Source organism: Paenibacillus sp. 2TAB19 (assembly GCF_052115185.1).
Taxonomy (GTDB): Bacteria; Bacillota; Bacilli; order Paenibacillales; family Paenibacillaceae; genus Pristimantibacillus.
In genome coordinates this window covers 17,587-36,750 of sequence record NZ_JBFRGE010000017.1, presented here as the reverse complement: position 1 = coordinate 36,750, position 19,164 = coordinate 17,587, and the positions used below count along the sequence as shown (strand labels likewise).

Here is a 19,164-nt window from a genome sequence, read left to right as displayed (position 1 = left end):
GTGCTATGAGTCAATCCTCGTCCTTGTCGAGCAGCTTCTGTATGATTTGACGCTGGTAATCGATGAACGCTTCGGATGATGCCCAGCCGCGTTCGGACATTATAGTTTGATAGCGAAGCTTCTTGGCGGATAACTGGCCTTGAAGCTTTTTGCGTTCGGTATCGTTCTGGCAGGCGGATATGAGATCGCCAAGCGTGATCATTTCTTTGCGAAGCTGCATTTCCTCGGGAAGTACTCCGGCGTTCTTGAGCAGCTTGTAGCCAACTCGGAGCTCCTCTGGCACGTTATCCATATCGTCTGGAGGAAGCGGCTTGCCGGCGCCGGGCAGATTGTCGAATTCCCCTTTGCGCATGGCCTCGCGTATCTTCTCCTCGGCTAACGTACGAAAAATATCCATCTTCAATCAACTCCTTTAGCAGTAGTTTATCACAAATCAATGCTAGTCAAATAAGCAGAATAAAGGATTTGCAGGGCAGTTGGGCGATGAGGGGCTTCGCTTCACATATCGGGTTATTTTCTGCTATGCTGGGAGCAACATTTAAAAGGATGTGTAACGTAATTTATGCATATACAGATAGCGGCGGTTGGCAAGCTGAAGGAAAAATATTTGGTGCTTGGCATCGCGGAGTATGCCAAGCGGCTCGGGCCTTACGTGAAGCTTACGCTCACGGAAGTGCCCGATGAGAAGGCGCCGGAGACGATGAGTCCGGCGGAGGAAGCGATTGTGCGCGACCGCGAGGGCGAGCGGCTTCTGGCGCAGCTGAAGCCGGACGCGCATGTCGTCGCGCTTGCCCTTGATGGCGAGCTGTGGTCGAGCGAGGATCTCGCGACGCAGCTCGACAAGTTGGCCACATACGGGCGGAGCCATGTGGCCTTTGTTATTGGCGGGAGCAACGGGCTCGCTCCCGCTGTTCTTCAGCGCGCSCAGCAGAAGCTCAGCTTCGGGCGCATGACGCTGCCGCACCAGCTTATGCGGCTGGTGCTGGTGGAGCAGATTTATCGGGCGGTGAAGATAAATCGGGGGGAACCGTATCACAAATAGGGCGAAATTCAGACAAGAACTTGCAGGGGTTTAATGACCAATGCCTGTCCAGAAAATCATACCGAGATGAGTAAAAGGCACCTGAACGGTGCCTTTCGATTTCGCTCATAGATGTTACCATCCGCACTGCGGCGGGCGAAAATTCAATTATTTGCAACAGGTTCGAATATTATTTTGGATCTTGACGGAGAGATAGGAGATGCCCTTTGCGGCGAGCAAAAATCAGCATAGGGATGGCGATCAACAGACTGATTATTACGGGTATTATCGAAGCTTCAAGACCGAATTTGCCTCCAGTGAGAAGGGCCGGGCCCGTAACTTCGACCGTGAAAAGACCTGGGGAGGTATGGCCTGATACGGGAATGCCTAAGAGTCCCTCTATTGCATTCCAAAAGAAATGGAGGCCTATGATAAACCAAACATTGCGCCGCCAAAGGAAGGCTGCACCCAGCAATACACCAGCTTCAATGGCAATAGAGAGGGCTCCCCAAGCCGTAGCTCCGGGGTTGCCTAGGTGAGCGACCCCAAAGAAGAGGGATGTTAGGGTCAGTGCAAGCAGGCTTCCACCCATTTTTTCAATTGCTTGAAAGGCAAGCCCCCGGAAGATTAATTCTTCTATGAAGGCACCGCCGAGTTGTGTGATGATGATAGGCCAAACGATAGAGCCGATGTTTTCGTTTGCCCACTTGAATGAATACCCATTAAATAGGACGATGAGGGCTGTTGAAACGATGATAAAGATAAGACCGACGACAGCACCGACAATAACTTCCGATATCGCACGCCGTTGGAACAGAAGCTCGGGAACCGGACGCCGCGCCAGATACTTCATCACAAGCCAATAGATAACGATTGCAACGGCACATCCGACAAGTGTCAGTATGACGGACCCTGGTGCTTTTAAATCTTTGGTTAACAAGTTGAATGCCACATTGGCGAGAATGATCCCAATCGCTCCCACGAGCATCCAGATGAGGGGGGATTGAAAGAACGCAACAAACGTAGACCTTCTCTTACCACTAAGCGCTTCATTGTTAGGTGTATTCGTTTTTCTCATTATCAGTGATCGCTCCTTTTCCTCTGACAGGATATCTATTTATGTTCCAATATACGTTAAAAAAGTCATGCGTCAGCAGTGCCGTTTCGTCATATCTTGGTCATATGACTTTAGCCAAATAAAAGCCGACATCCATTACGGTGTCGGTCGGCTGTGAGCAGATCTATTGTATGATCTCATTCTTCTTAATGGCGTGTTCTTTAAGGATCTATAATCCCTGTTTCCTTAGCCTTATAGGCAGCTTCTCTTCTTCCTTTCACATTCAATTTCGAATAAATATTCGAGATGTAATTTTTAACCGTACCTTCACTAAGATATAATGCCTTAGCGATATCCTGATTGCGCAAACCTAACGCCAGCTTGTGAAGAACTTCGACTTCGCGGACGCTAAGTCCGAATTCATTGTTTTTCTCAAGCAATCCGGGTTCCAAGGCCCTTGTATCCATAGTCGATGAAATACCACTTTTCAGCATGCTTTTAATCATTTTGTCTGCCATTTCTGGCGAAATGAGTGTGCCTCCTGTGTGAACCACTCGTATGCCGGCTATAAGGTTTTTGGGATGGATGGCTTTGAGTAGGAAGCCTTCAGCTCCATGACTTAATGCTGCCAGAACATATTCAACTTCTTTGTACGAAGTTAGAATAATAATTTTCGTTAACGGGAATCGGGGTTTGATCTTTTCTGTAGCAACAACGCCATCCATAATAGGCATATTTATATCCATGAGGATGATATCCGGTTGGGATCTTTCACAATAGTTGATAGCTTCTTCACCATTCTTAGCCAATCCCACAATCTCGATATCGTCTTCCATCTCTAGTACGATATTTAGACTTTCAAGGATCAATTCCTGATCATCAACGATGAGTACTTTAATTWTTGGCATACAACTTATCTCYTTTCAGTGGTATTTCGCATCTGACTTCAGCACCAGTGATCGCCAAGGCGGAGATTGAAAAGGTACCTCCCAGCATCTCAATCCGATTCTTCATTGTTGTCAGGCCGAACCCATACTCAAGCTTTTCTGGAGATTTTCCATTATTTCGAATGGAAACACACAAAGTTGATAGAGTAAACTGGAGCTCCAACTCAATTTCCGATGCATTTCCATGCTTTAGTGCATTCGTAAAAGACTCTTGTATCACCCGAATTATCGATTGCCGCACATCGAAACTAATTGTCCGTTCTGTTCCCTTCAGCGTGAGGCGAATGACCGTTCCGGTATATTCTCGAAAGTTGTTGATGAGTCCCTGTGCTTGGTTTACTAGACTTATATTCTCTTCCTCCCCCATCTTGTGCACGATGTTCCTCATTTCATCCAAGTTTTGTTCCGTCAGTCCTCTTATACTAATCAATTTCTCCTTGGCTAGATTTGGTTTTTTGTCTAGAAGCGCAATAGCAGCATCGAGACTCATAATAAGGGAAATAAAAGAGTGTCCTAACGTGTCATGCATCTCCTTGGACATACGACTTCGTTCCTCCAGCAGAGTCATCCTTTCGATCTCGGCAGCATATTGGGTTAACAATTTATTTTGTTCGTCAATTTCTTTAGCTAATTTATTTTTCTCGTGATAGGCTGTAGCAATGAAATTGACCCAAATTCCGATAAAAGAGAAAAGAAGGTTATCTGAGCTTGAACCGAGCGCCAGGTCCCATGTAACTTTTCCGAATAACATGCTGGTAAAGGGCATTAACAATAGTACCGGCATGCTCCAGGCCGTCTTTCTGGTCAATAAGTAACCGATTGTAAGACTCGGGATAAGATAATCGACACTTCCCAACTGATCCGCCTGCGTGAACGATTTAATATAATAAGATCCTCCTAGCAATAGTTCAAGTAAGATGAACCATTCCTTGTTCTTCCTTAGCTGCGGAAACCAGAATAAAATAGGAATAGTAAAGGCCGCTAAGAGCCAAACGACGTCTACGAGCAATCGGGGTGAAAATTCACTCTCCATTACAATATGTAATAACAGCAAAATATAATTATAGGAGCGGAGCCCAAAGATACCCCAATCCATGAAATAAAAAACTTTTTTCACAGGTATCCGTCCTTTACCCAAGCATAATGAATGATTTCTTCTCAAATATACATTAAGTTTCAGAGCCTCGTAATCACTTTCGTTATATTTTGTGACTCGGTGCAGAATGAAACGGACTAGCGTAATGTTGAGCGCTAGTCCGTTTCTGTTTGTTCATTTTTCGCCTTTTTCAACTGTTTTCGCTCAACATGGGCCAACCCCCATTGATGTAAGGTTTCCAACACCGGAGACAGGCTCATGCCGTATTCCGTGATGGAGTATTCCACTTTCGGCGGGATTTGCGGATAAATGACTCGTTTAACCAACTCTTCCTCCTCCAATTCGCGCAGATGGAGCGTAAGCATCCTTTGAGTAATATCGGGCATTAATCTTCTTAGCTCATTGAACCGCAAAGGTTTACCTTGAAGCAAATGATAAAGGATAATCGGCTTCCATTTGCCGACGATCGAATCCAGCGCCGCAACGAATTGACATTGGACAGGGTTCTTATGCATACGTTGGCCTCCGTTACAGTACCTTTTTTAATACTATACCACATTATTGTGCCTACTTACGATAAGTAAGTATATAGTATATGATCAACCTTGAAAGTGTACTTCATTTGATTATAGAAAGGAAGTTTTGATTATTCATGACTACTGTACTGTACATCACCGCGCATCCCCTTGATACTCAGGAATCTTTTAGCCTCGCGGTAGGCAAAGCATTTATTGAAGCGTATCGTGAGGCAAATCCAACTGATGAAATTGTTCATTTGGATATGTACAAGGAGAATATTCCACAATTTGATGCCGATGTTTTACACGGTTGGGGAAAGCTTCGATCGGGTTCGTCTTTCGATCAACTGTCTGACGCCGAGAAATCAAAAGTAGCTCGTCTTGAGGCGATTGTTGATCAATACGTGGCTGCCGATAAATACGTGTATGTTTCCCCCATGTGGAATTTCTCGATCCCGCCGGTTTTGAAAGCATACACGGATGTAACTTCAATTCCGGGTAAGACGTTCAAATATACCAAAGATGGTCCTTTAGGTCTGTTGTCCGGCAAGAAAGCCTTACACATTCAAGCTAGTGGTTCCGTTTATTCGGAAGGTCCTCTTGCTGCATATGAAATGGGATACAGCTATCTTACTAAGATTTTACAGTTCTATGGGATTCAATCTATTGAGGCAATTTTTGTTGAAGGAACGGCATCATTAGAGCAAGCTCCAGCTATTAAAGAAAAAGCAATTGCTCATGCTACAGATTTTGCCAAACGTTTCTAACTGAGGGGCATCGTTCTCGAGCCTAAGCTACAGCCGATTCACGCGGCCAATCTTCGGATCGCATATGAGAAAGTAACCGCAAGAAGAGTGATTGTTAAACTAGCGGTGGAAGGATTCTAAAACTTTTTGATGCCCGTGTTCCTGTTGGGAAACGGGCTTATTTGTGACAACTATAAGGCGCTCAAAAGGGTATCCCTTTAAATTCGCCGTCAGAGTGATACGGATATGTGGTTAGCGATAGTTCTATCCATCGTGTTTATTGCCGTACTATTAGCAGGTGCTGTGGCCGCTTCAAGACGTATGTGGACTAAATCATAATGAATGGAATTGACTCGAGTAATGCGACTTTACGAACAACTTACACAAATAACGGAAATAACTCCAATCCATCTAAACTGCCGGGGGATCTACAAAAGAAATTGGATACATTCATGGCCAAAAAGGATAACTTCAGCGGTGTCGTTCTYGTTGCCAAAGACGGTAACATTGTAATACAAGGATCACTATTATTGATAGGGGGCAGGATGATTATCTATATACTCTCCAAGTCTCCGGCTAAAGCAAAAACGCGCCTGAACCATTATGGTTTTGCGCGTTTTGCCGGGACGAAATACGTTGTCAGGACGGAATGTTCATAGCGGTCTGAATGTTTTTCAGATCGATCTGAATTTGCTCTGGAATATGGTAGGGATGGTATAGGCCCCGCTGCATCATGTAGATTGTTATCTTCTCATGGGAGTCTATGGCTTCGTCGAGCTGTTTCATCAAAATTTGCTTGATTTCGGGGGTGGCACATTCGGTCACGGCCATGGCGTAGTTTCTGACTCCGCTCTTGGCGTTCATAAAAAAATCCATTGCGATCACGTCATCGGTCAGCGTATTAAGCCCTGTCATGTGTTCTAATATTGTGTTCATGTTTTTATCTCCTATTGGGTCACTTTAGACAGCACTCCACCGAGCTCCTGAAGCTGCTGCTGTGATAATTGAACGTCTTGCTGCAAAATTTGCATGAGTTCTGGGTCGGTTACCAGAGCTTGCATGGTTTTGGATTTGGTCATGCAAACCGTCTTGAACGCAGCCATTTCATGAACCTCCAGCATCTCATGCAAAGCGTAATTGGAATTCATTCGGATTGTCCTCCCATGTATCTATCCATATTCAAGGCTTTAAGACGACTTTGATGCAATCGTCCGTTTTCGTATCGAACACTTCATAGCCGCGTTTGGCCTCGCTGAGCGGAATGACGTGCGTAACAATGTCTCCAGGGTCCACTTTCCCCGACGTAACCAACTCGTACATATACGGCATGTAGTGAATGACCGGAGCTTGTCCGGAACGGATATTCACGTTGCGCTGCATGATGTCGCCGAGCGGGAATCCGTTATAGCGTCCGCCGTATACCCCGGTAACTTGGATGGTCCCGCCTTTGCGGACAGCCTGAGACGCAATGATAAATGCGCTCATGGTGCCACCTTGCAGTTTCAAACCGCTGGCTAGAAATTCGAGATCGCTCATCTTGCCGTCCATTCCTACCGCATCGATCACGACATCGGCGCCGCCTTTGGTCATTTCCTTGAGATTGTTGCCGATATTCATATCCTGTTCGAAGTTTACGATTTCCACATTGTTCGTTCGCTTCGCATGCTGTAAGCGGTAATCGACATAGTCGACGGCTATGACCCGCTTTGCTCCTTTAAGCCAGCAGAATTTCTGGGCCAGAAGTCCGACCGGACCGCAGCCGAGCACGATGACCGTATCTCCATTCTTTACGCCGGCGTTATCTACGCTCCAGAATGCCGTCGTCATGGCATCGGCGATCAAGCTTAGCTTTTCGTCCGGTTGTTCGCAGTTTTCGGGAATCTTGAAGTGGGTAAAATTTGCGAACGGGACTCGTAAGTACTCGGCTTGCCCGCCAGGATATCCGCCGGTCGTTCCGGAGTAGCCGAAATATGCGCCCATATCCCCGTGTTCGTTTGAATTGTCACATTGGCTTTCCAGCTGATTTTTGCAAAAAAAGCATTCTCCGCATGCGATGTTAAACGGGATGATCACACGGTCGCCTTTCTTTACCTTTGTCACGTCGGGGCCTACCTCTTCTACGATCCCCATCGGTTCATGCCCGATGACATAATTCTCCTGAAGGTTAGGGATCATCCCGTGAATAAGGTGAAGGTCGGAACCGCAAATAGCGGTACTGGTGATCTTTACGATCATATCGTCCGGTTTCAGAATCTTCGGATCCGGCACCTCTTTGACCACGACATTTTTAATCCCTTGATAAGTTACCGCCTTCATGCTTTATGTCCTCCAATATGTTCATCTGGGATCCGATCAAACATCCCTTTACGTGACGTATCGCCTGGGAACAAATTCATCTGCCCGATCATCACCGTATTTTTCGCCGAAAGCTGGTCGAGTTGGTACTGTTCGTTCAGCTCGTAAGGGTGGAACCACTTTTTGCGAATCATGAGCTCCGTAATTTCGTGGTGCATTGCAATACCCTGCTTAAGATGATTGCGCAGCAATGCTCTTACATCCGGAGAAGCCGTTTCCGTAAGGGCGATGGACAAATTTCGCACACCCTCCTTGGCACGAAGAAGGAAGTCCATTGCAAAAGTCATATCGGCCATTTCCGGCATATTTAATGAATTAATCGGGTCTAAATAATCGGAATTCATTTGCGTTCCCCTTTAATGTGTTATAGGTGTCGGGCTATTCGGAACAGGCGCTTGGAAAGGAGCTCTTGCGTAGATTGCTTGCAGCTCGGCGATCTGTTGTGTGGATTGAATGACGTCTTTCTGCATTAACGCTTTTAGCTCTTGGTCAAAGACCAAGCCTTGCATAAGTTTTGACTTAGCGAGGCAAAGCGTTTTAAAGTTTAATGCTTCATGCAGTTCCATCGATTCGTGCGGCGCTAGCGTTGGCGTATTCATGGAGAAATTATCACCTCCTTTTTTTTCATCAACGTTAGATTTTCCGACGCATCGGATCTTATACTAAAATGGATTGCCGGAAATGTAGGATCCGAATATTCCCATGCAGTCTCAGGAATATAAATAAAATCTCAACCGCATACTTATTTCTGTTTAAATTAATGATCTTGCTCAAGGGAGGAGAACTCGCTTTGCCCAATGAAAACAAAATTGATCTAGCTACCGAAAATGCAAGAAAACCGGCAGGTGGTACACTTAACTCGAGCGGCAATACGCTGGAGCAGCATTCATCTAACGCGGTTTCTGAGGCACAAACGGCTTTAAATCAGGCGATAAGCTCGATAAGTGAATCTAATGCGGCAACAAATTCACAAGCTTTGGAGACGGCCCGGCAGCAGTTGACCCAAGCAGAGGAATTTTTAGATCAAGCGCAAACTTCGGCAAACGCATTACGTCTGCCGGACCAACAATAGGCCTTGGCGCAGGTATGGTCGTCTGTCTATGTCGAGAAATACGCGTCGGATGATGTTTTCCGAATTTACGCCGATACTCTCCGCATGGGCACATGACCTACGTTGCCGCACGGAGGAACGTATTTGCCATAGACACGGAGAGTCTCCGTCAGAAAGCTTCGGCTTGCGCCGAAGCTTTTTGTTTCTTACGATGTCTCGGACATTTTCAGAAAAACTTCATACGGAAGTGTGATAAGCCGCCACGTAAAATGCGATTGGCGGCTTATTTATCTCCCTAACAAGTTCAAAACCAGCTCCGCCAAGAATCTGTCGAAATTTCGCCGTTAGCCCCGTTACGGCGAACCTTACCACAAGTAGGGCGAATTCGTGATGTGACGAGTCGTTAAGACGTCAATTCTTTACTGATCGTTCTCAATATGCTATATTGATAACTGGAGGGAGATATAAATGGCGAGAAGCAAAGAGTTTGAAGAGAACGCGGTATTGGATAAAGCGATGAGACTCTTCTGGGAACAAGGTTACGAGAAGACGTCCATGACCGATCTGGTCGAGCGCATGGGAATCCATCGAAGAAGCTTGTATGACACATTTGGAGACAAACATATGTTGTTTCTAAAAGCGATGGATCGTTTTGGCGAGAAAATCAATGCCGAGCTTGCATCTGGAATTAAACGTTCCAACACTGCGACGGAAGCTCTTCAGTTTATATTTGGCTTCATGATTGATGGACAAGCAGACTCGCCTTCCGGCTGTTTAATGGTGAATTCCGCAGTAGAATTGGCAGTACGCGATGCCGATGTTGATGCCAAGCTGACTAAGGCGTTTACAATAGCAGAGCAGCAGCTCAAGGAAATTATTGTCTGGGGGCAGCGTGACGGCGAATTCAACACGGATTACGATGCCGGAGAATTGGCAGAATACCTGCATAATGTGTGGGTTGGTTTAAGGGCAATGGCAAGAATGTCGGTTGCCAAAGAAAAACTTCACCGTACCGCACATACATCTATGAAACTTTTAGAGAGGTGATGTTTTTTTAGTTATATTAGAACGATCATTCTCAAAAACGTGCCGAAACTAACAAGGAGGAACAATCAATGTCTAATCAAGCGAAGATGAGAGTTATGGTAATTGACAAATACGGGAAATTTCCGCTCAGATCAACTGACATTCCAATTCCCGCAGTAGGCGAGCACGATTTGCTGGTGGAAATCCATGCGGCCAGCGTGAACCCCCTCGATCTTCTTGTGCGAGATGGTAAAATCAATGTCCTGCTGAAATACGATATGCCCCATGTATTAGGATATGATTTTGCGGGTGTTGTTCTTCAAGCGGGAAGGAGGGTTACAAAATTCAAGGTCGGTGATGAAGTATACGGCCGATCAAGCAAGGGCGGAACCTTCGCTGAATATATCTCCGTGAATGAATACGATATTGCCCTAAAGCCTCGCAACCTTACCTTCGAGGAAGCGGCGTCCATTCCATTGGTTGGGCTTACCTCCTATCAAGTATTGCATGAAAAATTGAAATTAAAGGCCGGACAGAAGGTATTGATTCAAGCGGGTTCCGGCGGAGTCGGTACTTTTGCTATCCAACTTGCCAAAGTGATGGGACTTTATGTCGCAACAACGACGAGCGAAGCTGGAGCCAAATTGGTCGAATCGCTTGGAGCTGATCGCATCATCAATTACAAAACAGAACAATTCGATGTGCTGTTACAAGATTATGATGCCGTCTTCGATACCAAAGGCGGAGAGACTTTAGAGAAGGCTTTTAAAATGGTCAAAAAGCAAGGTCAAATCGTATCCGTCGTAGGACCGCCCAATGCGCGCTTCGGAGAAGAGGAGCGGGCCGGCTTCGTCAAAACGAATCTATTTCGATTGGTTGCCCGGAAGATTACTAAATTAGAGAAAAAATATAAGGTCAAGTACAGCTTCCTGTTTATGAAACCAAACGGCAAACAATTAGAGATCCTCACCAAATGGATCGAAAACGATGAAATAAAGCCCGTTATTGATCGAATTTATCCTTTTGAAGACACCCAGAAAGCGATTGAGCACTCCGAATCAGGCAGAGCAAAAGGGAAGATCATCGTAAAAATCAGGTAACCTCCGCTTTAAAACAAACCATGCTAAGGAGCGAATAATTATGAAAATTTCTGAACAAGTTGCCTTTGTTACAGGCGCGAACCGAGGTTTTGGCCGCCATCTGGCTATTGAGCTTGTATCCAGAGGAGCTAAGGTGTATGCCGCGGCTAGAAATCTGGAGTCCATTGACATCCCAGGCGTAATTCCAGTTAAATTGGATATCACTAACCCACAAGAAGTAGCTGAAGCTGCTGCTACCGCGAAAGATGTAACGATTCTGATCAACAATGCAGGCGTATCTACAGGCGCTTCCTTGCTTGACGGCGATCTCGATCACATCCATCTAGAATTCAATACGCACTTTTTCGGCACCCTGTCCATGATTCGTTCTTTCGCACCTATCCTTGCGAATAACGGGGGAGGGTCCATACTGAATATTCTCTCCGCCTTATCTTGGTTAAGCACGGGAAGCATAGGAGCATATTCGGCTGCGAAGGCGGCAGAGTGGGCACTGACGAACGATCTGCGCATCAGTCTGTATCCTCAAAAAATTCGAATAGCCGGCCTGCATGTTGGATACATGGAGACAGATATGACCTCAGGCGTTAATGCTCCTAAGTCAAACCCTGCGGAGATCGCAAAAATCGCTATTGATGGAATCGAATCCGGAAGCTTTGAGATTCTTGCCGATGATTTAAGCCGCATGATCCAAAGCGCGTTGGCCGGCGGTGTAGCTGCGATTTATCCGAATTTGGCATAACACAACACCATGCACATGCGTCTACGGGGCATATTCTGCACGGCCTAAGCACAGGAATTTATGACTTGAATGTCGAAGTTACTCCTAATTACTCATTTTCTGTATTATGGGGGGCTTTCGATGATTGCCGCAACGAAGATACACATCCCTTATGAACGGCATACCTTGCTTGCCCGTGCCGATCTGCTTCGTCTGCTTGACGAGGGCATGGACGCGAAGCTGACGCTCTTATTTGCTCCATCTGGTTATGGGAAAACGACGGCTCTAAGCGAATGGGCTAAACAAAGCGGCAAGCTTGTCGCTTGGGTGTCACTGAGCAAGCAGGACGATGATTGGATCACCTTCTGGAACATGGTCATCGTTTCGATCCAGAATCATGTCGACGCCTTTGGCCTGACCGTGTTGCCTCTGCTGGCGGAGGGGCCTTCTGCATCTTCCGCATCGATGGAGCCGGCGATGACTGCGCTGATCAACGAGTTGAACCAATTGCCGGACGAGCTGGTCGTCATGTTCGACGATTATCATCTGGCGACAATGCCGGCAATCCAGAAGTCGATGAGCTACTTGCTGGAACACCTCCCAAACCATATTCATTTATATATTGCAAGCCGCAACGACCTCCCCTTCCCGACAGCAAGATTATTTGCGAAAGGCGAGATGCGGAGGATTACGATCGAGCAGCTGCGGTTCCGACTAGAAGAAGCCAACGATTTCTTCCGAGAGACGACGGAGTTGCGACTGTCGGCTGAGCAGCTCCATATGCTGTATGACCAAACCGAGGGTTGGATTTGCGGCTTGCGGCTTGCGGCCATTTCACTGAAACGAAGCGGAAATATGACGGAATCCATCCGTCAATTCAGCGGCCATCAGCAGCACATATCCGATTACTTGCTGGAGGAAGTCATTCGCGATCTGCCGGAGGCGATGCGCGATTTTTTGCTGCAAACTTCCGTGTTAAGCCAGATGAATTATGCATTGTGCGAGGCGGTAACCGGTCAAGCGAGAGGTCAGYAGCAGTTGGAACAGCTGGAGCAGCTTCAGCTATTCATCATTCCTCTGGACGATGGGCGCAACTGGTATCGTTATCACCATCTGTTGTCTGATTTCCTGCAGTCGATGCTTGCTCGAAAACAACCCGAGCTATGGGTTCAGTCGAATACGCGTGCTGCGCAATGGCTCGAACATAACGGGTATATTGTAGAAGCGGCGGAACATTTTTTGGTGGGACGGCAATATGAGGATGTCGCTCGCCTAATCGAATTGCATCTGTACGAGCTTCTTGGAGGCAAGAACACCGTCGTTGCTCGTTGGGTGATGCAAGTGCCTGAGCAATATATAGCGAGTAGACCGCTTGTTGAGCTTTTTTATTTGTTCGTGATGGTCGGCGTTCGGCAGTTTCATCACATTCCGGATCGAGCGGAACGGCTTCGTATTCGTTTCGAAGCTTTGAAGGATCAAATGGATGCTGACGTATGGCGTAAGACCATGGGGGACATCTATTATGTCTGCGGTACGGCTGCCTATGTGAAAAAAGATCTTCAGAGCACGGCTGACTATTTTATCCGTGGAGATACGTTTGCGCCCGCACATGAACAAAGCTTGTTTATTCAAGGCGGAAACAATAAGCATTATTCGGTTGAAGAGTTTGAAGACCATCTGAGTTACATTAACGATTACCAGGGTGCGGCACAATTTTTCATAAGAATGATCGAGTATTGGCGGGAACACGTTAACCATCCGTATGCGACGCCGATGTATGCTTCCTATGCCAAGGTATTGTACGAGTGGAATCGGCTGAAGGAAGCGGAGGAATGGCTGAGCCGCGTTATGCATGCAGACGGATTCGATCCGGTTCCCCGCAATCGGTATCAGCTCGTTGTGGCTGCTTCTAGAATTCAGCATGCAAAGGGGAACTCACTAGAGGCAGCGGCGCTGCTAGAACAACTGAAGCTGAAGATTGATTCACCCGACTATGAAATCTTCATACGCAAAATCGAAGCGGAGCAGGTGAGCTTGGCGGTGCGTGAAGGCGATATCACGTCTGCTCAGCTATGGTTGAAGCAATGCGGGATGTCGCACTCGGACGAAGCAACGCTGGACCAAGTTTCTGAACAATTGGCGCTTGTTCGCGTGCTGGCTGCATGCGAACAATTCGAATCGGCGTTATCTCTCGCAGAGCGAATCTATCATCTGTTAAAGAAGGAAGACCGTCTGAGGGACCGCATTCACATTCTGATCGTACAAAGCATGACGTACTATCGCGACAACCAGCTGGAGTCGGCGCTTGCGAAGCTGGGTGCGGCTTTGCGTCTGGCCAAACCTCAAGGGTTCATTCGCAGCTTCGTAGAAGAGGGTTCCGCTATGGCAGAGCTGTTGTCTATTTATGTGCAGTCGTATGGAGACAAAGATGCGGGATCGATGGATGCATCAAGTTATGCGAGTCTCTTGCTGCAAGCGTTCCATGTTCATAAAGCACATCCGCGAATGAAAATCCGATGCTTCGGGCGTCTGCGCGTGGAGACAGAGAACGGCACTGCGATCAAATGGCGAACGTCCAAAACCGAGGAATTGATGGCATTTCTCATTCACCATCGCGGCGAGGTGGTGAGCAGAGACCAAATTCTCGATCGTTTGTGGGGAGAGGTAGAGGTAGATCGGGCAGGGGCGCAGTTTAATACAACGACTCACTATTTGCGCAAAGCTTTAAGTCAAATCGGGCTTGAAGGTATCGTTCAGCACGTGGAAGGCGGTTACCGAATCGATATGAGCCAATTGCACTGTGATCTTAATGAGTGGGATCGTATGCTGGCCACGCATGCGCAAATTGACGACCTAAAGCTGCGTGACTATGCCGCTGAGCTCGTTCAATTATACGGAGAGGGCTATATGGCAAGCACTTCGTACGAATGGGCAGAGCCGGCGCGAGTTCGCCTGGAAAGCGAGTATGTCGCGAGCTTGCTACGCCTTCATGAACGTGAGGAGAAGAAGGGGCAATATGCTGCGGCTACGGATCTGCTGAGGAAGGCGCTTGTCCATGATCCGCTGAATGAGTCCATTCATGAACGGCTCATTCGCGTGCTGGTTTTGTCGGATGACCGCATTGCGGCGATCAAGCAATATGAGGCGTTAAGGATGCTGCTGCTGACGGAGTTCGGGATTGAGCCGAAAGAAACGGCCAGGAGATTGCTGGAAACGAATTGAATCGTTTTGCTCCATATAGGGAGTATCCCAAAGTTATGAAAAATAACGGAGGGATACTCCTTTTCACTAGCACTTGTTTAGGATTTGTTTAGACTGGCTGTGATATGGTGTAGCAGAAATCGACAATATTTTTGCCGAAAAGATTGTGTGAACATCAGAAGGGATGAATCCGATGAAAAAAAGAATTTTGAGTTTCTCGATAGCGGCTCTACTGGGATTAAATGTTGCCTTTGGCTTTCCCGCTAACGCGGCAACCAAGACTTCTGCCGACTTTACCGATCTAAAGGATCTGGATGCGGCAACGAAAGCGAAGTTCGATGCCATGATCAGCGCTGGGATTTTCGATGGCGTCAGCGATACGACGTTCGGGCTCAAAGAGGAGATGAACCGCGCACAGTTCGCAAAGGTTGCGGCATTGATTACGGGCATTGAAGTCAATAAAGATCTGAAGACGTCCAGTTTCAGCGACGTCAAGGCAGATGATGCCAACGGTTATGCGTTGCCTTACATTGAAGCGCTCAAAACGGCCGGCATTACGGCTGGTTATGGCGAAGGCACATACAATCCGGCCGGAAAAGTAACCAAAGAGCAGTTGGCCGCGTTCTTGGTCCGAGTGTTAGGCAAGGACGCGGAAGCAAAAGCGAAGACTGGCGACGATAGTACGGTATCCGACTGGGCGCAGGGTTATGTCGCCGAGGCGTTGCAACTAAAACTATTGCCAAATGGCACAGACGGAACGTTCGGCGGCCAAGCCAACGCAACGCGCGATCTGCTCCTTACAGGCGCATACGAAGCCAAGCAACAGTACGTTGCACCTGGGAAAGTGAGCCTCACGGGAGCGAAAGCGGTCGGAGCAAAGAAGATCAACGTGACCTTCAATAAGCCTGTCGACACACAAAAGGCGAAACTCACTGTCTCGAAGGGGAGTGCCTCGGTCACGTGGTCGGATGATAAGAAGAGTACTACCTTGACCTTTGAGGACAGTTTGGTGGCAGGGGAGTATACCGTTACTTTGTCTGGTCTTGATGCTGCGGATGTGGACAAGGTTACCGCAAGTTTGACAGTAGAAGCCGAGACAGTCACCAAGATTGAATTTGCCTCTGCGTCCGACACGCTTGCCAACTCCAAAGCGGTCGCTATTCCGTTTAAGGCTATCAATCAGTATGGCGAAACGGTTCAAGCTCCCAAACTAGATCTATATACTAATGTCACTGCCAAGATTGATCTCGATCGTATGGCAGTCATAGCGGATACCACGGAACCGGGGATCGAGCGGGGTTCGGTTGTACCTATAACTTTAATTGCTACAGACAACCAGGTTACTGTCACTAAAAACTTTAAAGTTGGGGATGCGCAACTTATTACAAAATTGGAATTGAGAGGCTCGCTTCGTGACTTGAACGGTCAAGAAGTAACGCAAGCTGAATGGTCTCGTAATTATCATGTGAACTTCGATGCGTTTGATCAATATGGTTATTTAATATTGCTGCCATCGTCTAACTTGTTGTCTGGGGTTAACGCCGCAGTCGTCCCGAATCTTCCAGCTTCCATTGGAACGATAAATACGGCGCCCACTGGTGAACCAGGCACCTTCTCGGTACCTTTCACAATGCCGAGAGAGGGTAAAGTCGGGGAATACGCCATTAATCTTTACGGAGGCTTTTCGTCTGTCACACTGAAATTCCATGTTGTGACTGAGCCGCCACAACCAACACCGGCACCAACTTCAACACCAAGACCGACACCAACACCAACACCAACACCAACACCAACACCAACACCTCCGGCTTCGGAGCCAGCACCATTGTTGAATATTAGTAACATCTCTTTTGGATCTAATGGGCCAGGCTTCGGAAATATTGCGGGAGTCATTACGTTGCCAGCGGGGGCTACCCAGTTGATGATTAGCACGAGCAGTTCGCCATTTGCGACTCCAACGGTCGGTGAGGTCATGTCCGGATACACGTCTTGTACCATGTCAGGAAACGTGCTACAAGGATATTGTAACTATAGCTATAGCAGTGAAACGTATTATGTTGCATTCGCAGCAACGGATGCTTCTGGTCAAGTGGTAGCATTCGCAACGACGCCGCCAATGAGCGGCACGCTACAGCAACCTGAACCTCAGCCGGAAGATGCAAATGTGACATTTACGCCGGTGCAAGCTGGACCTGTAACGTCACTATCATTAACATTTAATTCACCTGAACTGAGTCAAACAACACTTCAGAATATATCGACTCTTATTAGTTTAGTGGCTGTAGATAGTGGCAGCTCAAGTACAACGCTAACGGTTACTCAAGTTCAATGGAATACATTAATGCCAGGTATGCCGCAGCTCATCATTACACTGAATAATCCATCAACTTTCCTTCAACCCGGTGATACGATAAAGGTTACGTTCGCTCCAGGGGCCTTGATAGATTCGAATAATGTCCCTCTAACGACAACGGTATTCGAGACAACCGTTACCGCATTCTGATTTTAGCTTACATTTGAGCCAAGCTAAAGAAGGTATTGTTGCTCAATTCTATTGAGAGCAATACCTTCTTTGTTGTATAAATGGGTTCTCCTATCTAAAATTTCTCCATTATGATTTGGTGGTTGTAAAATAGGATTCCCCTAGAAGTTCCTTCGCTTGATAACTGCTTGGTGAAAGCTCTCTTTCCATAAAAGCTTTGATTTCCGACTTTTCAATATCATACATAACCTCAATTTCTTTAGAAAATAACAGCTTTTCTTTTTCAAGCAAGTTAGAAAGGGATGGCTGTTTTTTTGGTAGTATTTCTTCCGTATTTAGAATTTGCTTTAAGCCCTCAACATAGGACTCTAACGGACGGCTGCCCGTGATTTTCATTCCTTTATTTTCCTCGTTCATTATAATAATCGTCGGGAAACCTCTAACTCCAAGGCTTCTAGCGAGACTAAAATCTTTATTCAATAATTGTTGGCCGGTCTGTTGTTCGGCATCTTGAACAATAGCTTCTCCATCAAGTCCAAGCTGATTTAAGATGTCTATCATGATGGTTTCATCGGCAATGTTTCGATTAAATGCGAATAGAGCTTCTCGCGATCGTCTTAAGTAATCATAGGCTAATTCATCGTTATAAATTTTTTGAATCACTTTAAATACACGAGAAGGCGGGAAGGAGGATTGAACCGGATTGTCGAGCATCAGAGAACCGTCAATCGGCATGCGCGAATATTCTCCAACCTCTCTCCAGTGGCCGAAGACGTCAGCAGGTCCCGATATACCGTTACGTGGGTCGACAGGCTCATCACTCCATTTTTCCAGCAATCCACCCATAACCGTATGAAAGTTGAAATAATGCCCATATTGCTCTTTAAAACGACGAAGAACAGGCTCAAGCGCCCAGCAGTGAGAGCAAATGGGATCCGTTACATAATAAACTTCAATGGATTTTTGAGGGTGATTAAAATCGATAATCTCCAACTCTTCCTCCCCGGCTGTTCCGCATATACCTGTTTCTAAATCACAAATCATAGGATTATCATTTATCATTCGTTTATCCCCATTTCCCATCATTGCTGCCTCCCTAAAGTGTCATAAACAATCGTTGTTAGTAACATCTCTTTGTTTTACAATCATATTCTAGCTATTAAAAATGTATCGGAACACCAATAGATCATTCCATTTGTCGTTTATGCAACACATGGATACAATTGTTTAAATAGTTGGAGGGACATGATATGACACAATCAAAGACAGATCCCCGAGTTTTACGAACTCGCAAGTTAATTATGGACTCTTTTATTGAACTTTCAGGGAAAAAAGAATTCAAGGATATTACCGTTAAGGATATTACAACAGAGGCTAAGATTAATCGTGCAACGTTCTATTACCACTTTGAAGATATATATGACTTGTTGAACAAGGTATTGTCGGAAGTTTTATTGATTAATTTGAATGCCATAGACTTTGAGAAAAGCGAATTAAATGAAACATCAATTATTGATATCTTTGTGGCCGTAACGGATTTTCAGAAATCGTTATCTAGTCGGTGTCATAGAGGATACGATGAGACCATAGCCCGTATTATTAGGGAACAGCTTGAAATCATTTTCTACGGAATGTTGCAAAAGCAACATTCCGTAGAAGAGGATAAATCTCAGAGAATTACTGCTATCATTTTAAGTTGGGGCGTTTATGGTGCTTCTGTCGAGTGGAGGAGAAATAGTAAGGAATTACTGCCGGAGGAATTTATTAAGCCGGCCATTCCTTTTCTGATGTCTGGGATCAAACACGTATGAGACCTTGAAGCCTGGGGATGAAATGCAGCGATGGC

General features: G+C 46.4%; 20 protein-coding genes. 9 read left to right on the top strand and 11 right to left on the bottom strand.

The genetic code is table 11. The features are described from left to right. Positions 1–10 precede the first annotated feature (10 nt). Positions 11–397, bottom strand: a complete 387-nt coding sequence (locus AB4Z33_RS10145) for a DnaJ family domain-containing protein (RefSeq protein WP_442049824.1) — start codon at positions 395–397, stop codon at positions 11–13. A 165-nt stretch (positions 398–562) separates the two neighbouring features. On the opposite strand from AB4Z33_RS10145, the gene rlmH reads away from it, so the two are divergent. After that, positions 563–1,042, top strand: a complete 480-nt coding sequence (gene rlmH / locus AB4Z33_RS10140) for a 23S rRNA (pseudouridine(1915)-N(3))-methyltransferase RlmH (RefSeq protein WP_337103875.1) — start codon at positions 563–565, stop codon at positions 1,040–1,042. Positions 1,043–1,211: 169 nt separating this feature from the next. Here rlmH and AB4Z33_RS10135 read toward each other — a convergent pair whose 3' ends face one another. From AB4Z33_RS10135 to AB4Z33_RS10120, 4 genes are all read right to left on the bottom strand, one after another. Continuing rightward, a complete protein-coding gene (locus AB4Z33_RS10135; protein ID WP_442049823.1) occupies positions 1,212–2,099 on the bottom strand; it encodes a CPBP family intramembrane glutamic endopeptidase in 888 nt (295 codons plus the stop codon). 200 nt (positions 2,100–2,299) lie between these two features. Then, positions 2,300–2,986 (bottom strand): response regulator, encoded by a 687-nt coding sequence (locus tag AB4Z33_RS10130; protein ID WP_442049822.1) that lies wholly within the window; start codon positions 2,984–2,986, stop codon positions 2,300–2,302. Beyond that, a complete protein-coding gene (locus AB4Z33_RS10125; protein ID WP_442049821.1) occupies positions 2,973–4,142 on the bottom strand; it encodes a sensor histidine kinase in 1,170 nt (389 codons plus the stop codon). Before AB4Z33_RS10125 ends, AB4Z33_RS10130 begins: the two co-directional genes overlap by 14 nt. Positions 4,143–4,276: 134 nt before the next feature. Then, complete coding sequence (locus AB4Z33_RS10120; RefSeq protein ID WP_442049820.1) at positions 4,277–4,636, bottom strand: winged helix-turn-helix transcriptional regulator; 360 nt, start codon at positions 4,634–4,636, stop codon at positions 4,277–4,279. Between the two features lie 137 nt (positions 4,637–4,773). Here AB4Z33_RS10120 and AB4Z33_RS10115 point away from each other — a divergent pair, with 137 nt between their 5' ends. Further along, on the top strand, positions 4,774–5,406 hold the full coding sequence (locus tag AB4Z33_RS10115; protein ID WP_442049819.1) for an NAD(P)H-dependent oxidoreductase: 633 nt from the start codon (positions 4,774–4,776) through the stop codon (positions 5,404–5,406). Positions 5,407–6,024: 618 nt separating this feature from the next. Here AB4Z33_RS10115 and AB4Z33_RS10110 read toward each other — a convergent pair. The 5 genes from AB4Z33_RS10110 to AB4Z33_RS10090 are packed head-to-tail and all read right to left on the bottom strand — an operon-like array spanning position 6,025 to position 8,339. Beyond that, positions 6,025–6,321, bottom strand: a complete 297-nt coding sequence (locus AB4Z33_RS10110; RefSeq protein WP_442049818.1) for a spore coat protein — start codon at positions 6,319–6,321, stop codon at positions 6,025–6,027. Between the two features lie 11 nt (positions 6,322–6,332). Next, complete coding sequence (locus tag AB4Z33_RS10105) at positions 6,333–6,533, bottom strand: hypothetical protein (protein ID WP_442049817.1); 201 nt, start codon at positions 6,531–6,533, stop codon at positions 6,333–6,335. Between the two features lie 31 nt (positions 6,534–6,564). Next, entirely contained in the window at positions 6,565–7,701 is a 1,137-nt protein-coding gene (locus tag AB4Z33_RS10100; protein WP_442049816.1) for a zinc-dependent alcohol dehydrogenase, read from the bottom strand. Continuing rightward, the gene (locus AB4Z33_RS10095) at positions 7,698–8,084 is read right to left on the bottom strand and encodes a spore coat protein (protein WP_442049815.1); all 387 of its coding nucleotides are present in this window, start codon (positions 8,082–8,084) and stop codon (positions 7,698–7,700) included. The genes AB4Z33_RS10100 and AB4Z33_RS10095 overlap by 4 nt, the downstream gene beginning before the upstream one ends. 12 nt (positions 8,085–8,096) lie before the next feature. Beyond that, a complete protein-coding gene (locus AB4Z33_RS10090; RefSeq protein ID WP_171644152.1) occupies positions 8,097–8,339 on the bottom strand; it encodes a spore gernimation protein GerQ in 243 nt (80 codons plus the stop codon). Positions 8,340–8,500: 161 nt separating this feature from the next. On the opposite strand from AB4Z33_RS10090, the gene AB4Z33_RS10085 reads away from it, so the two are divergent. The 6 genes from AB4Z33_RS10085 to AB4Z33_RS10060 all read left to right on the top strand — a co-directional run bounded on the left by AB4Z33_RS10085 (position 8,501) and on the right by AB4Z33_RS10060 (position 17,339). Continuing rightward, complete coding sequence (locus AB4Z33_RS10085) at positions 8,501–8,812, top strand: hypothetical protein (RefSeq protein WP_442049814.1); 312 nt, start codon at positions 8,501–8,503, stop codon at positions 8,810–8,812. A gap of 447 nt (positions 8,813–9,259) precedes the next feature. Then, the gene (locus tag AB4Z33_RS10080; protein ID WP_442049813.1) at positions 9,260–9,838 is read left to right on the top strand and encodes a TetR/AcrR family transcriptional regulator; all 579 of its coding nucleotides are present in this window, start codon (positions 9,260–9,262) and stop codon (positions 9,836–9,838) included. An 86-nt stretch (positions 9,839–9,924) separates the two neighbouring features. After that, positions 9,925–10,917, top strand: coding sequence for an NADP-dependent oxidoreductase (locus tag AB4Z33_RS10075; RefSeq protein ID WP_442049873.1), 993 nt, complete (start codon positions 9,925–9,927; stop codon positions 10,915–10,917). A 40-nt stretch (positions 10,918–10,957) separates the two neighbouring features. Continuing rightward, complete coding sequence (locus AB4Z33_RS10070; RefSeq protein ID WP_442049812.1) at positions 10,958–11,656, top strand: SDR family oxidoreductase; 699 nt, start codon at positions 10,958–10,960, stop codon at positions 11,654–11,656. A gap of 120 nt (positions 11,657–11,776) precedes the next feature. Beyond that, positions 11,777–14,857, top strand: coding sequence for a BTAD domain-containing putative transcriptional regulator (locus AB4Z33_RS10065; RefSeq protein WP_442049811.1), 3,081 nt, complete (start codon positions 11,777–11,779; stop codon positions 14,855–14,857). A 172-nt stretch (positions 14,858–15,029) separates the two neighbouring features. Next, entirely contained in the window at positions 15,030–17,339 is a 2,310-nt protein-coding gene (locus AB4Z33_RS10060) for an S-layer homology domain-containing protein (protein ID WP_442049810.1), read from the top strand. Positions 17,340–17,447: 108 nt separating this feature from the next. Here the strand turns inward: AB4Z33_RS10060 and AB4Z33_RS10055 are convergent, their stop codons facing one another. Next, on the bottom strand, positions 17,448–18,401 hold the full coding sequence (locus tag AB4Z33_RS10055; RefSeq protein WP_442049872.1) for a DsbA family protein: 954 nt from the start codon (positions 18,399–18,401) through the stop codon (positions 17,448–17,450). Positions 18,402–18,568: 167 nt separating this feature from the next. Here AB4Z33_RS10055 and AB4Z33_RS10050 point away from each other — a divergent pair, with 167 nt between their 5' ends. After that, positions 18,569–19,129, top strand: coding sequence for a TetR/AcrR family transcriptional regulator (locus AB4Z33_RS10050; RefSeq protein ID WP_442049809.1), 561 nt, complete (start codon positions 18,569–18,571; stop codon positions 19,127–19,129). The last annotated feature ends 35 nt before the right edge of the window (positions 19,130–19,164 follow it).

Excerpts from the sequence above, each read along its gene's own strand:
- AB4Z33_RS10100 (WP_442049816.1), bottom strand. The coding sequence starts at position 7,701 with ATGAAGGCGGTAACTTATCAAGGGATTAAAAATGTCGTGGTCAAAGAG.
- AB4Z33_RS10110 (WP_442049818.1), bottom strand. The coding sequence starts at position 6,321 with ATGAACACAATATTAGAACACATGACAGGGCTTAATACGCTGACCGAT.
- AB4Z33_RS10120 (WP_442049820.1), bottom strand. The coding sequence starts at position 4,636 with ATGCATAAGAACCCTGTCCAATGTCAATTCGTTGCGGCGCTGGATTCG.
- AB4Z33_RS10095 (WP_442049815.1), bottom strand. The coding sequence starts at position 8,084 with ATGAATTCCGATTATTTAGACCCGATTAATTCATTAAATATGCCGGAA.
- AB4Z33_RS10115 (WP_442049819.1), top strand. The coding sequence starts at position 4,774 with ATGACTACTGTACTGTACATCACCGCGCATCCCCTTGATACTCAGGAA.
- AB4Z33_RS10085 (WP_442049814.1), top strand. The coding sequence starts at position 8,501 with ATGATCTTGCTCAAGGGAGGAGAACTCGCTTTGCCCAATGAAAACAAA.
- AB4Z33_RS10060 (WP_442049810.1), top strand. The coding sequence starts at position 15,030 with ATGAAAAAAAGAATTTTGAGTTTCTCGATAGCGGCTCTACTGGGATTA.
- AB4Z33_RS10090 (WP_171644152.1), bottom strand. The coding sequence starts at position 8,339 with ATGAATACGCCAACGCTAGCGCCGCACGAATCGATGGAACTGCATGAA.
- AB4Z33_RS10080 (WP_442049813.1), top strand. The coding sequence starts at position 9,260 with ATGGCGAGAAGCAAAGAGTTTGAAGAGAACGCGGTATTGGATAAAGCG.
- AB4Z33_RS10075 (WP_442049873.1), top strand. The coding sequence starts at position 9,925 with ATGAGAGTTATGGTAATTGACAAATACGGGAAATTTCCGCTCAGATCA.
- AB4Z33_RS10070 (WP_442049812.1), top strand. The coding sequence starts at position 10,958 with ATGAAAATTTCTGAACAAGTTGCCTTTGTTACAGGCGCGAACCGAGGT.
- AB4Z33_RS10135 (WP_442049823.1), bottom strand. The coding sequence starts at position 2,099 with ATGAGAAAAACGAATACACCTAACAATGAAGCGCTTAGTGGTAAGAGA.
- AB4Z33_RS10105 (WP_442049817.1), bottom strand. The coding sequence starts at position 6,533 with ATGAATTCCAATTACGCTTTGCATGAGATGCTGGAGGTTCATGAAATG.
- AB4Z33_RS10145 (WP_442049824.1), bottom strand. The coding sequence starts at position 397 with ATGGATATTTTTCGTACGTTAGCCGAGGAGAAGATACGCGAGGCCATG.
- AB4Z33_RS10055 (WP_442049872.1), bottom strand. The coding sequence starts at position 18,401 with ATGGGAAATGGGGATAAACGAATGATAAATGATAATCCTATGATTTGT.
- AB4Z33_RS10050 (WP_442049809.1), top strand. The coding sequence starts at position 18,569 with ATGACACAATCAAAGACAGATCCCCGAGTTTTACGAACTCGCAAGTTA.